Source organism: Accumulibacter sp., assembly GCF_029255145.1.
Lineage (GTDB): Bacteria > Pseudomonadota > Gammaproteobacteria > Burkholderiales > Rhodocyclaceae > Accumulibacter.
Genome location: NZ_JAPUVQ010000138.1, coordinates 17,121 through 31,109 on the forward strand (window position 1 = coordinate 17,121; position 13,989 = coordinate 31,109).

General features: G+C 63.8%; 15 protein-coding genes. 4 read left to right on the top strand and 11 right to left on the bottom strand.

Annotated features, from left to right (window positions below):
- Window positions 1-120 precede the first annotated feature (120 nt).
- On the bottom strand, window positions 121-957 hold the full coding sequence (locus Q1L50_RS16700) for a hypothetical protein (RefSeq protein WP_300340871.1): 837 nt from the start codon (window positions 955-957) through the stop codon (window positions 121-123).
- A 533-nt stretch (window positions 958-1,490) separates the two neighbouring features.
- On the opposite strand from Q1L50_RS16700, the gene Q1L50_RS16705 reads away from it, so the two are divergent.
- From Q1L50_RS16705 to Q1L50_RS16715, 3 genes are all read left to right on the top strand, one after another.
- The gene (locus tag Q1L50_RS16705; RefSeq protein ID WP_300340873.1) at window positions 1,491-1,664 is read left to right on the top strand and encodes a hypothetical protein; all 174 of its coding nucleotides are present in this window, start codon (window positions 1,491-1,493) and stop codon (window positions 1,662-1,664) included.
- A 169-nt stretch (window positions 1,665-1,833) separates the two neighbouring features.
- Window positions 1,834-2,442: a NapC/NirT family cytochrome c gene (locus Q1L50_RS16710; RefSeq protein WP_300340876.1), complete on the top strand. Its 609-nt coding sequence runs from the start codon at window positions 1,834-1,836 to the stop codon at window positions 2,440-2,442.
- 110 nt (window positions 2,443-2,552) lie between these two features.
- Complete coding sequence (locus tag Q1L50_RS16715) at window positions 2,553-3,392, top strand: ethylbenzene dehydrogenase-related protein (protein WP_300340878.1); 840 nt, start codon at window positions 2,553-2,555, stop codon at window positions 3,390-3,392.
- 86 nt (window positions 3,393-3,478) lie between these two features.
- On the opposite strand, the gene pssA is transcribed toward Q1L50_RS16715, so the two are convergent.
- The 5 genes from pssA to Q1L50_RS16740 form a co-directional block, all read right to left on the bottom strand.
- A complete protein-coding gene (gene pssA / locus Q1L50_RS16720) occupies window positions 3,479-4,897 on the bottom strand; it encodes a CDP-diacylglycerol--serine O-phosphatidyltransferase (protein ID WP_300340881.1) in 1,419 nt (472 codons plus the stop codon).
- A 142-nt stretch (window positions 4,898-5,039) separates the two neighbouring features.
- Complete coding sequence (locus tag Q1L50_RS16725; RefSeq protein WP_300340883.1) at window positions 5,040-5,225, bottom strand: DUF5668 domain-containing protein; 186 nt, start codon at window positions 5,223-5,225, stop codon at window positions 5,040-5,042.
- 92 nt (window positions 5,226-5,317) lie between these two features.
- Window positions 5,318-6,760 carry a bifunctional 2-methylcitrate dehydratase/aconitate hydratase gene (locus Q1L50_RS16730; RefSeq protein ID WP_300340886.1) on the bottom strand — a complete coding sequence of 481 codons (1,443 nt, stop codon included), beginning with the start codon at window positions 6,758-6,760 and terminating at the stop codon, window positions 5,318-5,320.
- Between the two features lie 93 nt (window positions 6,761-6,853).
- Window positions 6,854-8,020, bottom strand: coding sequence for a 2-methylcitrate synthase (prpC, locus tag Q1L50_RS16735; RefSeq protein WP_300340889.1), 1,167 nt, complete (start codon window positions 8,018-8,020; stop codon window positions 6,854-6,856).
- A 228-nt stretch (window positions 8,021-8,248) separates the two neighbouring features.
- Window positions 8,249-8,779 carry a septal ring lytic transglycosylase RlpA family protein gene (locus Q1L50_RS16740; RefSeq protein ID WP_300340892.1) on the bottom strand — a complete coding sequence of 177 codons (531 nt, stop codon included), beginning with the start codon at window positions 8,777-8,779 and terminating at the stop codon, window positions 8,249-8,251.
- A 506-nt stretch (window positions 8,780-9,285) separates the two neighbouring features.
- Between Q1L50_RS16740 and Q1L50_RS16745 the strand changes: the two genes are divergently transcribed.
- A complete protein-coding gene (locus Q1L50_RS16745) occupies window positions 9,286-9,804 on the top strand; it encodes a hypothetical protein (RefSeq protein ID WP_300340895.1) in 519 nt (172 codons plus the stop codon).
- A 63-nt stretch (window positions 9,805-9,867) separates the two neighbouring features.
- Here Q1L50_RS16745 and lipA read toward each other — a convergent pair whose 3' ends face one another.
- From lipA to Q1L50_RS16770, 5 genes are all read right to left on the bottom strand, one after another.
- A complete protein-coding gene (gene lipA / locus Q1L50_RS16750) occupies window positions 9,868-10,851 on the bottom strand; it encodes a lipoyl synthase (protein WP_300340898.1) in 984 nt (327 codons plus the stop codon).
- Window positions 10,848-11,504: a lipoyl(octanoyl) transferase LipB gene (gene lipB / locus Q1L50_RS16755; RefSeq protein WP_300340901.1), complete on the bottom strand. Its 657-nt coding sequence runs from the start codon at window positions 11,502-11,504 to the stop codon at window positions 10,848-10,850. Before lipB ends, lipA begins: the two co-directional genes overlap by 4 nt.
- Before the next feature lie 41 nt (window positions 11,505-11,545).
- A complete protein-coding gene (locus tag Q1L50_RS16760; RefSeq protein WP_300340903.1) occupies window positions 11,546-11,815 on the bottom strand; it encodes a DUF493 domain-containing protein in 270 nt (89 codons plus the stop codon).
- Entirely contained in the window at window positions 11,808-12,668 is an 861-nt protein-coding gene (locus tag Q1L50_RS16765; protein WP_300340904.1) for a D-amino acid aminotransferase, read from the bottom strand. The genes Q1L50_RS16760 and Q1L50_RS16765 overlap by 8 nt, the downstream gene beginning before the upstream one ends.
- Before the next feature lie 136 nt (window positions 12,669-12,804).
- Window positions 12,805-13,938: a D-alanyl-D-alanine carboxypeptidase family protein gene (locus tag Q1L50_RS16770; RefSeq protein WP_300340906.1), complete on the bottom strand. Its 1,134-nt coding sequence runs from the start codon at window positions 13,936-13,938 to the stop codon at window positions 12,805-12,807.
- Window positions 13,939-13,989 lie beyond the last annotated feature (51 nt).

Here is a 13,989-nt window from a genome sequence, read left to right on the forward strand (position 1 = left end):
GTCTTGGGCATGAGGCAGTACCCGCGCCACGCTGATCCCTGTCCGGGTAGTAGAACAGCAAGTACGAAGCGCATCGATTGCAACCGATGCGCTTCCCTTCGGTCAGCACATCCTGCGACCCTAGCTGCGGCGTCTGTTGAAGCCGAGCAGACCGAGGGGAGCGGCGACGAGCAACGCACTACCCGGCTCCGGCACGACGGCGGAAACGTTGTCGAACACCCGCGGATTGTCCAACTCAGGACCGAGCGTTCCGCGAAAATCGAACTCGACACCGACTTCGTTGAGTGTCGCGATCTGGGCGTCAGTAACCGCGTAGTGCGGCGTCTGCAGCGGACCGCCGCCGAAGTCATAGACGCCGTAAACCCCGTTGGCGACGCCGTCAATGACAATGCTCATCTTCACCGGGGTGTTGTAGCCTCCCACTAGGTGAATGAAATCCCCAGGGGTGCCGTTGAGGTTGCCGGCATAAAAACGCCAGCCACGACCACCCGGACCGCTCAAGTCGAGTTGCCAGTAAGGCCCGCTCTCTGCGAAGTTCAGAATGGTCGTTTCAGCGAGCCCAATGAGAGCGTTGTGAGCACCCCCGGATGTTGCGTAGGCGTCAAAGGAAAGTGTGGTGATGAGGTTCGGGTCGAGGCCGAGCCCCAGCGGACGCGTTGAAAAATTCTGCCCCCCGTTGGTAGGGGCCAGCCCGTTCAAGACCTTGGTCGGCAGGAAAGTACCGTTGCCGACGTTGAGCGTGCTGTTCACATAATCGGGCACCCAGCCCCCCTGACCGGTAACAGTACTGCCGACGGCGTAGACCTCGAAATTTTCCTGAAACAGCGTCGTGGCGGCGACCGGCGTGGCGACAAGACTCGCCGCGATGGCCGAGGCAGCGACGGCCAATTCGATGGTACGGCGCCGTCCGCTCAGGAATCGGGCACGCGGATTAATGCAAGACGTTTGGCTGAACATGTGAGATCTCCTCCGTTGGGTAGTGACCACTACACGGAGGCAAGAATTATGCTAGAATTTTTTTGGCAAATTAAAACAATTGCTTGCACGCAACGCAACGCAGTGTAAGATTTTTCGACACCGTGCCAAGCAATATCCCTCCTTTCGGGCGCCTGATACGGCATCAAGTGACTGGTGCCGCACCATCGTCCCGCGGAAGTATCGATCACCACGCGCCGTATTCGTAGTGGCCCAGGATGTCGATCTCGCTCCAGTGGTCCGCTGGCTGCCGCGGCGGTAGCGCTTTGACCTCACGCGCCAAGGCGGCAAGCAGCGGTCGACAAAGCGCGCGAGATTGCCCCGCCCGGACCGCCGGCGGCAAACCGCTCGAACAGCCGGCGCAGTCAGTGTCGAAGTGACGCTCAGCGGCAGGATCGCCGAGCAGGCCAGTCCGAATGACGTACTGTTCGTCTTTGCGCGCGCCGAGGAAGGACCGCGGATGCCGCTAGCCGCCATGCGTGCGAGGGTTGCCGACCTTCCGCTTCGATGACTCGATGGCCCTGGCCGGCGGCCGGAAGATCTCCGATTTCAAGGCCATCAGCGTCGAGGCGAGAATCGCAAAGGCTGGGCAGGCGCAGACCTCAAGCGGTGACCTGTACGGCACGCTGACCGGCGTCAAGCCGCGCAGCCAGGGACTTCGCATGCTGATCGACCAGGTTCAACCGTGAACGCGGCGCGTCGCCAGGGCCAACACCGTTTTTCGCGGGCGCGAATTTCCCGTTTGTTAACCTAGATCAAACCCCCTGTCGCGGGTCGTCCGCTAGACTCTCGGCTGCCTCGGCGCTTGGCCGTGGCGAATCGCGCAGCGCATGGAAAGTCCAACGGGAGGGAACTATCGTGGCAGATAACGGCTCAGGATTCTGGGCAAGACTCAAACGGCCCAGCATCAAGTACTCGCTACTGACACTGCTATTGGTCGGCTTCGTCTCCGGCGTTTTGTTCTGGGGTGGTTTCAACACCGCCATGGAAGCAACCAACACGCTCGAGTTCTGCATCGGTTGTCACGAGATGAAGGACAACGTCTACCAGGAGTACAAAAAGACTATCCATTACAGCAACCGGACCGGTGTGCGCGCGTATTGTTCGGACTGCCACGTACCCAAGGACTGGACGCACAAGATGATGCGCAAGATCCAGGCAAGCCGCGAACTCTATGGTAAGGTCATGGGGACGATCGACACCCCGGAGAAATTCGAAGCCAAACGTCTCGAACTGGCAAGCAGCGAGTGGGCGCGCATGAAAGGCAGCGACTCGCGCGAGTGCCGTAACTGCCACTCCTTCACGGCGATGGACATCGAGAAGCAGAAGCAACGCGCGTCCAAAATGCACAAGATCGGTCAAGAAGACAAACAGACCTGCATCGACTGCCACAAGGGTATCGCGCATAGCAAGCCGAAGAACATGCCGGAAGAGGAAGAAGACAAGGACGACGGCGGTGGCTTCTAGCCACATCGAAGCAGACGACATCGGACCTGAGCAGCCGGTCGGGGGCAGGCGCGAAGGATCTGCCTGCCCCCGACCGGTGATAACCGTAGCAACCCTGAGTGGAGTGTGAAATGAAAAAAACAAGCGTTTCCCTGGCCCTATTCGGTGCTTTGCTGGCCTTCGGTTCGCAACTGGCAAACGCCGCTGCGCCTGACTGGAACAAGGTTCCCAAACGTACCATTCAGGTTTTCCACGCCGGCGTGACGCCGGCCGAGTGGGTGATGAAGAAGTCGGACCACAGCGGCCGCACCGGTATCAACAAGGGCGAAAGCTGCGTCGGCTGTCACGAAGAAAAGGGCGGCCTCAACTTCGACATGAAGCGCCTTGCCGGCAAAGAGCTTGAACCCAAGGGTGCGCCGAAGACGATGAGCTTCCCGGTCACCGTCCAGTCCGCCTACGACAAGGATCATGCCTATATCCGTCTGACGTTCAAGGCGCCGGCCGGTGGCTTTGACCCTGCGGACAAGGAAAACGACGTCAAGGTGGCGATGATGTTTGCCAACGACGAGGTTTCCAAGGGTGCCCAGATCGGCTGCTGGGGAACCTGTCACGGTGACGCGCGGACCATGCCTGGTGCCGACGACAAGAAGACCAAGTACACCAAGGGCGGCGCCTACGAGTTGATGCAGTGGAAGAGCGCCGCCGGTGCCAAAGCCGTTGACGGCTCGGTGACCGACAAGCGCAACATGGAAGGCGGCACCGCCGGCGTCGTCGCCGAAGGCAGCAAGTCTGGCGACACGTACACGGTGACCTTCACCCGCAAGCTGTCCGGCACGCTCGCCGAAGGAAAGGCGACGCCGTTCGGCGTCGCGGTCCATGCCGACCATGCCACCGGCCGCTTCCACCACGTGTCGATGGGTTACACCATGGGCTTCGGGGTCGATGCCGACGTCAAGTCTGCCAAGCAGTAGGCGACAGGCTTCGGCCAAGCAGAAAGGGCAGGACCGAAGTCCTGCCCTTTTTTACGTCCGCGGTTTTCCGCTCACAGCGTTGGCCATCACAGCACCTGATTGACCAGCCGGTCTGCGCGCGTACGCGCGAGCCGTTTGAGGAGCCGCTGGGCGGGCAAGGGGTAGGTTTCGATGCCGTCGAGCCCCTGGTGGTGATCGAGCCGCCGCGTGTGCGCCAGGATCCGCTCAATTTCGACTCGGTGCTGCTCCAGCAGGCGGCGGTGCGGGTCGTGGATCAGCAGTCCGTTCTCGAGGTCCAGGCGCCACGCCCGAGGATTGATATTGCTGCCGGTCAGCAGCGCGTAGTCGTCGTCTACCAGCAGACCCTTCAAGTGAAAACTGTGATGGTCGTGGCACCAGAGGTGCAGATCGAGCAAACCCTGATCGACGGCCTTCTGGTGCGTCTTGCAGAAACGGCGCAGATTGGCCTCGTAGAGGTATGGCAAAGCGCCAATCGTCGAGAACGGCTGGTCGGCTGGAATGTAGTAGTCGTTGGCGGTCTTGTCGCCAACGACGATGGTCACCCGGCATTGCTGCCTGATTTTTGCGTCAAGGGCCCGGCGAACCGGACCCGGCAGGTTGAAGTACGGCGTGAACACCACCAGACGCTGCGTCGCGCGTTCGATCAGCTGCACGATGACGGAATTGAGCGGGTTGGCCCTGCTACCCAGGCCAAGCAGCGGCGTGATTCCGACCTGCTGGTTGCCGATCATCGCGCCAGCAGCCGTCGGATAGCTGGTCGACGCCAGAATCCGTCGCAACTTGACTATCGCCTGGCGAAGCGAAGCCGTTCGTGGTCTGCACACGCTATCCAGGGGCCGCACGGCGGCGTCCGGTCGCAGGACGTCGGTCATCAGCGCCGCCAGGCTGTCGGCCAGCGGGCGGCTCTCGATCAGATGGTAGCGATCAAGGCGATAGCGCTGGTGTCGGTGGAGATAGACATCGTTGATGCTGGCGCCACTATAGAGAACCGCACCATCGATGACGAAGCCCTTCAGGTGCATCACGCCCAGCAGTTCCCGTTTCTGCACCGGCACCCCGTAGATCGGTACACCGGGGCCGAGACGGGCAGCCATATCGGCGTACAACGCGGCATTGCCGGTGCTCGCGGCCTTGCCGATGAGGCCGCGCTGGGCGCGGTGCCAATCGACGAATACCGCGACCTCCACCTCCGGCCGGGCGCTCTTGGCGGCATACAAGGCCGCCAGCACCTCTCGGCCGGCATCGTCATCCTGCAGGTAGAGGGTGCTGATCAGAATGCGCTCTTTGGCGGCGGCAACCAGCTGCAACAGCGTTTCGCGGAACGCTGCGGGAGCAGCCAGGGTCACGATGTCTGCCGCCACCACGGGGATGCACGGCAGACGGTCGAGCCCCGGCACCGCCGCGGCATGACGGCGACCACGCCAGCGTTGCATCGCTGCCAGGAAGGTGGCAGTTCTGGAGGGAAATTCGAGAGTCTTCTTCACCGCCCGAAATTATACCCGGAGGGTGCCCCAAACCCGCCGGGGGAGAACCTGACCGTCCAGGCGACGCCTCGCCGGGCATCCGTCGCAGGCCCTTGTCGCATGCAGGGCTGGCGCTGTACGGGCAAGGCGCTGACTCCACCTGCTAATCCGGCTTCGTTCGCTGATCCGTCCCCGGAGCGAGAAACACGCCGATCCCCAGGGCGATCAGCAGCAGCGGCCACCAAGTGCGGAACAGCCTGGCCAGGTCCACTTCGATGACCTCCAGATTGATGGCCAGTGCCAGGACACCCGCCAGGATCAGCGCGATGGCACCAGATTTTCCTCTCATTTTCAGTCCTCCCCGTGCGCAACCTCAATGCCTTCAGCCGCCTGCGCGGTCCGCCCTGCCGGAGCCGGTGGGCCGCGCCCTGGGCAAGGGGGTCACGGCAGATAGTGATCAAGGTAAGCGTTCACCGCCAGTGCGCCGAGTCCTCGCACGTCGAGCGAAGACTCGAGGATGATCGCTTGCCGCGCGGGCGAAAATCTCCGCGCCACATGTTTCCGGAACTTTTCGAGCAGCACCGGAATCCCCTCGGCGCGGCGCCGGCGGTGGCCCAGCGGGTACTCCACAACAAGCTCGGCGGTGCAACTGCCGTCGGTGAAAAAGACCTGCAAGGCGTTGGCGATCGAACGTTTGGCCGGATCCAGGTAGTCCGCCGAGAAAGCGGCCTCCTCGACGACCTCGATCTTGGCACGCAAGACGTCGATGCGCGGGTCTGCCGCCGCGCTGTCCTCGTAGGCTTCGGCGGTCAGCTGCCCTTCGATGAGCGCGAAAGCGACCATGTACTGCAGGCAGTGGTCACGGTCGGCCGGATTATGCAGCGGACCTTTCTTGTCGATGATGCGCAGCGCCGATTCGTGGGTGCGAATCACGACCTTGTCGATGCTGTCCAGCCGTCCGCGCAGCTGCGGATAAAGCTCCACTGCGCACTCGATCGCCGTCTGGGCGTGAAACTCGGCCGGAAAACTGATCTTGAACAGCACGTTCTCGATCACGTAGCTGCCATACGGTCGCGACAGGCGAAACCCCTCACCCTTGAACAAGGCGTCGTAGAAACCCCAGGTCCTGGCGGTCAGCGCCGTCGGATAACCCATCTCGCCCTTCACCGAAAACAAGGCCAGCAGCACGCCACGAGCTGTCGCATCGCCTGCTGCCCATGACTTGCGCGAGCCGGTGTTCGGCGCGTGCCGATAGGTGCGCAGCGGTGCCCCGTCGACCACCGCCTGCGACAACGCGTTGATGATCTGCTCGCGCCCGCCACCCATCAGCCAGGTGCAGACCGCCGCGCTCGCCAGCTTGACCAGCAATACGTGATCCAGGCCAACGCGGTTGAAGCTGTTGTCCAGTGCCAGAACGCCCTGAATCTCGTAAGCCTTGATCATCGCTTCCAGCACCAGGCGCATCGTCAATGGCGCCTGGCCGCTGGCTACGCGGGTCCGCGACAACCAGTCGGCGGTGGCCAGGATGCCCCCGAGGTTGTCCGAAGGATGCCCCCATTCGGCGGCTAGCCAGGTGTCGTTGAAGTCGAGCCAGCGAATCATCGCGCCAATGTTGAAAGCCGCCTGCACCGGGTCGAGCTGGAAGCTGGTGCCGGGAACCCGGGCGCCGTGCGGAACCACCATGCCAGCGACGAGCGGCCCCAGCAGTTTGGTGCAGGCCGGGTAGCCAAGCGCTTCCAGCCCGCAGCCGAGCGCGTCGATCAGGCAATAGCGCGCGGTATTGAAGGCAGCACTCGACTCGATCCTGAAGTTCAGGACGTAATCGGCGATATCGACCAGAACCTGATCCGGGTCGGGGCGAGTATCTGGGATTCGGGATGACATCGTTGCTTCTCCGGGTCTGCACCGCGCCGGCAATCAAAAAGATCCGGCTGCGGGTGGCGGTCTCTATTACGCCACCCGACGCGCGGCGGGAACTCAGCGCCGTCGGTCGAGGGGGACGAATTCCTGCACCTCGGGACCGACGTAGTTGGCCGACGGACGGATGAGCTTGCCGTCGATGCGTTGCTCGATGACGTGCGCCGCCCAACCGCTGGTGCGGGCAATGACGAACAACGGCGTAAACATCGGCGTCGGCACGGCCAGCATGTGGTAGGCGACCGCCGAGAACCAGTCAACGTTGGGAAACATGCCTTTCTGCTCGCGCATTACCGCCTCGATATGACTGGCGATGTCGAACAACTCGCGGTTGTCGCCATCGATACAGAGTTGCTCTGCCGCGGCGCGAATCACCTTGCTGCGTGGGTCGGCGACGGTGTACAGCGGGTGGCCGAAGCCGATAATGATCTCGCGGTTGGCAAGCCGGCGGCAGATGTCCTGCTCGGCCTGCTGCGGGTCGCTGTAGCGGCTCTGGATCTCGAAAGCGACCTCGTTGGCGCCACCATGCCGGCGGCCGCTCAGCGCCCCGATGGCACCACTAACCGCCGCATAGAGGTCGGCGCCAGTGCCGGTGATCGTTCGCGCGGTAAAGGTCGAGGCGTTGAACTCGTGCTCGGCGTACAGCACCAGAGACTTGTCGAGGCTGCTGGCATGCAGCGCCGACGGTGCCTTGCCACACAGCAGGTGGAGAAAATGCGCGGCGACCGACGGGTCGTCGGTCTCGGTCTCGATGCGCCGGCCGTTGTGCGACCAATGGTACCAGTAGAGCAGCATCGAACCGAAGCTGGCAATCAGCCGTTCGGCGATCTCGCGAGCAGCGCCAGGATTGTGGTCCTGCGCCTCGGGCAGGATCGTTCCCAGCGCCGAGCAACCCGTGCGCAGAACGTCCATCGGGTGTGCCGACGCCGGCAGGTTCTCGAGCACCGGCCTCAGTCGCACCGGCAAGCCCCGCAGCGTCCTGAGCTTCTTCCGGTACTGGTTGAGTTGCGTCACACTCGGCAAGCGCCCGTACAGCAAGAGGTAGGCCACTTCCTCGAAAGTCGCATGCTCGGCCAGAGCGATGACATCGTAGCCGCGGTAGTGCAGGTCGTTGCCGGTGCGCCCGACCGAACAAATCGCCGTGTCGCCGGCCACCACACCTGACAGGGCCACCGATTTCTTGCCTGTCGGCACTTCGCTGTGCAGCGCCTCGCCTTTGGTCTCCATCGTCCCCATCGTCTCCTCCCCTGGTGAACCAGCCGCCTGGTACGCGCGACGCTTTGGGCATCGCGAATGTCAACCGCCGCCGCGAACCGCCAGACCATCCGACGACGCGCCGCAAAGCAGTATTCCCGAGTTTGCCAAGGCAGGTCAACGGCTGACCAGCGACGCTGGCCGACGGCGCCAGCGAGCCCTGGCGGCCAGTCGCTCGCCGGCCCGAAAGCGGTCTCCGGACTATCTGACGCCAACGCCACCGGCCAGGCCGTCGACCGACTGCCCGTCGTCACCATTGTCAGACAGCCGGCCCTCGGCGGCCGGCAGGCGAACCGGTGGCGAAAAGGCCAGCGTGCAGGCGCGTTCATGCCCGAGCAGGGGCTTGGGCAGCAGCACGATCTCCACATCGGTGACGCCCACGTCGATCATTCCCAGGCGCTCGGCTGCCTCTCGGGAGAGGTCGATCACACGCCCCTTGTGCCCCATCCGGTCATTGATGCGGACGACAATGCAATAAGCGGACGAGGGACGACGGACCGCCACCGTCGTACCCAGGGGAAAGCGGTTGCTGGCCGCCGAGACATCCCGATGATGGAAATGCTTGCCGGAGGCGGTCTTCTGGCCAGTGAAGCGCTTCCCGTAAAAGCTCGCCCGGCCGGAAACAATGGCCGGCGTATCCGGCCAATCACTTGCCTTGTACGGGGGGCGTGCGGCCTCCCCGAGCGCCCCTCCGGACAAGGTCGACGCCAACAACCCAATGATCAGCCTCACCACGTCGCGCCTCTCACGGCGGCCACCAGCGCCAGGCGCCTTGTCCGACGCGCTGGTCGGCGCGCGGCCGGCTCCGCCTACTGGCCAAGGGCGCCAAAGACCGTCCGCAGGAGCGGCGAGCCGCTGCCGACCGGTGCGTCACCAATCGCCTTCTGCCGCGCCGGGCGGGACCGGATCAGGCCGTGAAGCGACACCCGCATGCCTCTCGCGGGCCCCGCCCGGCGGCCAGACGCAGTCTCCTGCGACAAATCGCCGACGGCAGGCGGCAAGGCGCGCGCACTGGCGAGAAGAGCGCTTAGAATGACGACTACCGTTCTGCTACCGCGCATGACAAGGATACCCCCGGTGGAAATTGGCAACGATCGAGTGCACGAGCACCCAAGGATAGCCTGCCGACCGACGTTCGTACAAGCCAGCCGACGATCGCTCTGGTGCCAGAGCTGGCACGCTCCCCGCCGCGATGTATGCCACTCGGGCATCCTGCAGTACCCGACAGGGGCCCTGCCGTGAACACACACCTGGTTCCCGATTGGCTGCGAGGCCTGCTGATCCGCAGCGTCGCTCATCGCTACTATTCGCTGGTGGTGGCGGTCATCGCCTTTGTCACGACCATCACCTTCAGCTTCCCCTTCGTTGCCGTGCTGATTCCCGCGGTGTTGCTGTCCCCGCGGCGCTGGCGATCGCTTGGCCTGCTCTCCGGCGTCGCCAGCGGCTGCGGCGCCGCCGCGCTGGTCGAGATCTTTCAGTTCCTCGGCGGCGAACTGGTGCTCGCCAGATACCCCGAATTGCAGACCATGGAAGGCTGGCAGTTGGCCAGCGAATGGCTGCAGCGCTGGGGCTTGCTGGCGATCCTGATCATCGCCGGATCGCCGATGCCGCAGACCCCCGCCCTGCTCTTCTGCGCGCTCGCCAACGTCTCCTCGCTGGGCATCCTGGTCGCGGTGGCGGTCGGCAAGACGGCCAAGTATCTGTTCATGGGCTGGGCCACGGCGCGCTTTCCGGCGCGCTTTGTCGGCTACAACTGATCGCTGTCGCGCATCCATCAATGCGCCGGCCATGGACCCATCCACCATCGACGGCTTGACCGTTCAGGCGACGCCAGCGCTTTCGGCCTGGACATCGGCCCAGTAGCTGGAACGTACCATCGGCCCGCAGGCAGCACCGGTAAACCCCATCGCCAAAGCCTGCCCCTCGTACATCTTGAAGACTTCCGGATGAACGTAGCGGGCCACCGGCAGATGGTGGCCGGACGGTGCCAGATACTGGCCGATGGTCAGCATTTCGACGCCGTTGGCGCGCAAATCGCGCAGGACTTCGAGAATCTCGTCATCGCTTTCCCCGAGGCCGACCATCAGGCCCGATTTGGTCGGAATCTGCGGATAGCGTGCCTTGAAGCCTTTCATGAAGGCCAGCGAATGGGCGTAATCGGCACCCGGGCGGGCCTGCCGGTAGAGCCGCGGCACCGTTTCCAGGTTGTGGTTAAGGACATCGGGCAAGGATTTGCCGAGCACCTCGAGAGCGATTTCCATGCGTCCCCGAAAGTCGGGGACCAGCGTTTCGATGGTCGTCGCCGGGGAACTGTGGCGCACCGCGCTGATCACGTCGACGAAGTGCTGCGCGCCGCCGTCACGCAGGTCGTCACGATCGACGCTGGTGATCACCACGTAGCGCAGCTTGAGCCTGGCGACGCTGTCGGCCAGATTGGCCGGCTCGTCGACATCCGGCGGCAGTGGCTTGCCATGCCCAACGTCGCAGAAGGGGCAACGGCGGGTGCAGATGTCGCCGAGGATCATGAAGGTCGCGGTGCCGCGACCGAAGCACTCGCCGATATTGGGGCAGGCGGCTTCTTCGCAGACGGTGTGCAGCTTCTGCTCGCGCAGCATCTTCTTGATCTCGCCAAAGCGGCCCGCAGCATTGCCGGCTTTTACGCGAATCCAGTCTGGTTTGCGCTGGGGAGTGTGCGGGACGATCTTGATCGGGATGCGCGAAGTCTTCAGTTCACCGCGTTCCTTGACGCCGGCGATTCTGGCGCCCGGCCTCTCTTCTCCACGCTCTTCGTACTGACTGCTCATTGTTTGCTCTCCAGTTGTGCCACCAGATGTCCTGCCAACGCCGTCGCCGCTGCCGCCGGGGTCATGGCGACGCCGAGATCCCTGGTCTGGGTGACCGGCAAGCCGGGGTAGCCGCAAGGATTGATCGCCGCGAACGGCGACAGATCCATGTCGACGTTGAGGCTGACGCCGTGATAAGTGCAACTCTTGCGGACGCGCAGACCAAGCGCGGCGATCTTTGCCGACCCCACGTAGACCCCCGGAGCGCCGCCATGCCGCTCGGCGCATACGCCGTGCCCGGCCAGCAGGTCGATCACCGCCTGCTCGATCGCCGATACCAGTTCGCGGACTTTCAGGCGCCGCCGGCCGAGGTCGAGCAGCAGGTAGATCACGACCTGACCAGGGCCGTGGTAGGTGATCTGTCCACCGCGATCGGTGTTCACCAGCGGAATGCCCAGGTCGGCCAGCAGGTGCTCCACCTTGCCGGCCTGCCCCAGGGTGAGCACCGGCGAATGCTCGCAACACCACAGTTCGTCGCGCGTCAGCTCGCTGCGCGCGGCCGTGAAGTCGATCATCTCGCACCATGTGTGCCGGTAGTCGGTACGCCCCAGGTAGCGAACCAGCGGCGGCGATGGCGGCGAGGTGTCGAGGGCCACGCTCTGGCCGTCGGCCATCCTTCCGGAGTTCCCTGTAATACAGCCGCTCGCCGAGCTGGTCATAGAACGATGCTGACCAGCGGATGGCCGCTCAGTTCCCGGTACAGGGTGTCGAGCTGCGCTCTGCTGGTGGCGTTGATGGTGCAGGTCAGGCTGACGTACTTGCCGCCGGTCGAGGCCCGCATTTCCATCGTCGCCCCGTCGAAATCCGGCGCGTGCCGCCGCACCACATCCAGCACCGCCTGCGCCAGCGAGGCGTTGGCCAGTCCCATGATCTTCAGCGGGAACAGGCACGGGAATTCGAACAGGCTCTCTGGCTCCTCAGACATCGGCGCCGCTCGTCGCCTGTTCACGATTGGCGCGGTACCAGTCATACATCTGCCTTGCCACCGGCCCGGGCCGGCCCGTCCCGACCGGCTGGCCGTCGAGCGAGGTGATCGGCAGCACTTCGCGAGTCGAGGAGGTCAACCAGAGCTCGTCGGCGCTGCGCAATTCGGCATCCGAAATGTCGCGAACTTCGCACGGCATGCGGTGCTGCGCCGCCAGTTCGAGCACCAGATCGCGAGTGATGCCGGCCAGTATCCGGTGGTCCCGCAGCGGCGTCGCTAGTACGCCATCCTTGACCACGAAGACGTTCGATGACGAACCCTCGGTCAGCAGGCCGTCACGAAGGAGAATCGCTTCGGCGCAGCCGGCATCGATCGCCTGCTGGCGCAGCAGGACATTGGCCAACAGCGAGACGGTCTTCAGATCGCACCGCAGCCAGCGGTTATCAACCGCGCGGCGCGCTGCGACGCCGAACTCGCGCTGCGCCGCCGATGGCGCCACCAGCGCCGTCGAGCAGATGAAGACGGTTGGCGACACGGCGCTGGGGAATGCGTGGTCGCGCTTGCCGTCTGCACCACGAGTCACCTGCAGGTATAGCGCCTGATCAGCGAAGGCGCTGTCGGCAATCACCCGCTGCAGCAGCTCGTTCCATTCGCCGGCGGTGTGCGGGTTCGGCAAGGCGATGCCAGCCAGCGTGCGCTGCAGACGCGCCAGGTGCGAATCAAGGAGGAACGGCCGGCGTCGGTACACCGGGATGACCTCGTAGGCGCCGTCAGCAAAGAGGAATCCTCGATCCAGCGGCGAAATCCTGGCTTCCTCGAGCGGCAGGAACTGCCCGTTCAGATAGGCGGTCATTGGCGACCTTTCTCCTGGCGACGACTCCGGCTCAGCCGCCGGATGCGCAGCGCGCGGCCGGGCGGGAGCGGGAGCGCCTACGCGCCGACCACGGTGCCCCGCCCGCAGGCGATGCGCCGTGGCGATGCGGCTTCTGCTAGTTGAACCACATCCGGACGGTGTCGACCATCCGCCCGACGATTCCCGCCGCCGGCACTGCTTCGAGCGCCAGCACCGGATAGTCGCCGTAGGGCTTGCCGTCCAGGCTGACCTTCAGCGTGGCCAGTGTCTGTCCCAGCGTCACAGGCGCCATCAGAGGCTGTTGTGAAACCAGTTCGGTCTTGATCTTGGGCCCGAAACCCTTGGGAACAACAATCACCAGATCATTCGCGAAACCGATCTTGACCGCACTTTCCTGGCCCTTCCAGACCTTCAGGGTGGTCACCGGATCGTTCTTCGCATAGAGCTGCACGCCGTCATAGAACTGAAAGCCGTAGTTGAGCAGCTTCAGCGATTCCTGCATGCGGGCATTGGACGATGCGGCGCCGAGTACCACCGACAACAAGCGGCGCGGACCGCGTTTTGCCGACGAAACCAGGCAATAGCCCGCCGCAGCGGTGTACCCGGTCTTCAGACCATCAACGGTCGGGTCGATCCACAACAGGCGGTTGCGGTTCGGCTGCGTGATGTTGTTGTAGCGGAATTCCTTCAGCGAGTAATACTTGGCGTATTCCTCCGGGAAGTCGCGAATCAGCGCCCCGGCGAGGATCGCCAGATCACGGGCAGTGGTGTAGTGCTCGGGGTCGGGCAGACCGTTCGAATTGCGGAAGTGCGAGCCCTTCATGCCCAGCCGCTGCGCCTCGCGATTCATCATCTGCGCGAAGTTCTCTTCGTCACCGGCAATGGCCTCGGAGAGTGCGACGCAGGCGTCGTTGCCCGACTGCACGATCATCCCCTTGAGCAGATCGTCGACCTTGACCTCGGTGCCGACCTGGATGAACATCCGCGAGCCACCCGTTTTCCAGGCCTTCTGGGAAATCAGCACGTCCTGGTCAAGCTTAATGGTGCCCTGTTTGAGCGCCGCAAAACTCAGGTAAGCGGTCATCAACTTGGTCAGGGACGCCGGCTCCAGACGCTCGTCTGGCGCCTGCGCGGCCAGTACCTGCCCGGCCGTCATGTCGACCAGCAGCCACGATTTGGCGGCCAGCGACGGCGGCGTCGGCAACTGCTGGGCGAGCGCCAGAACGGGAAGACAAAACAGCACGAAGAGTAGGGATCGAAGCTTGAGCATGTCTGGATTCTTGGCAAAGCGCGAATTATAGCAAGCCGGCCCGATCTGGCC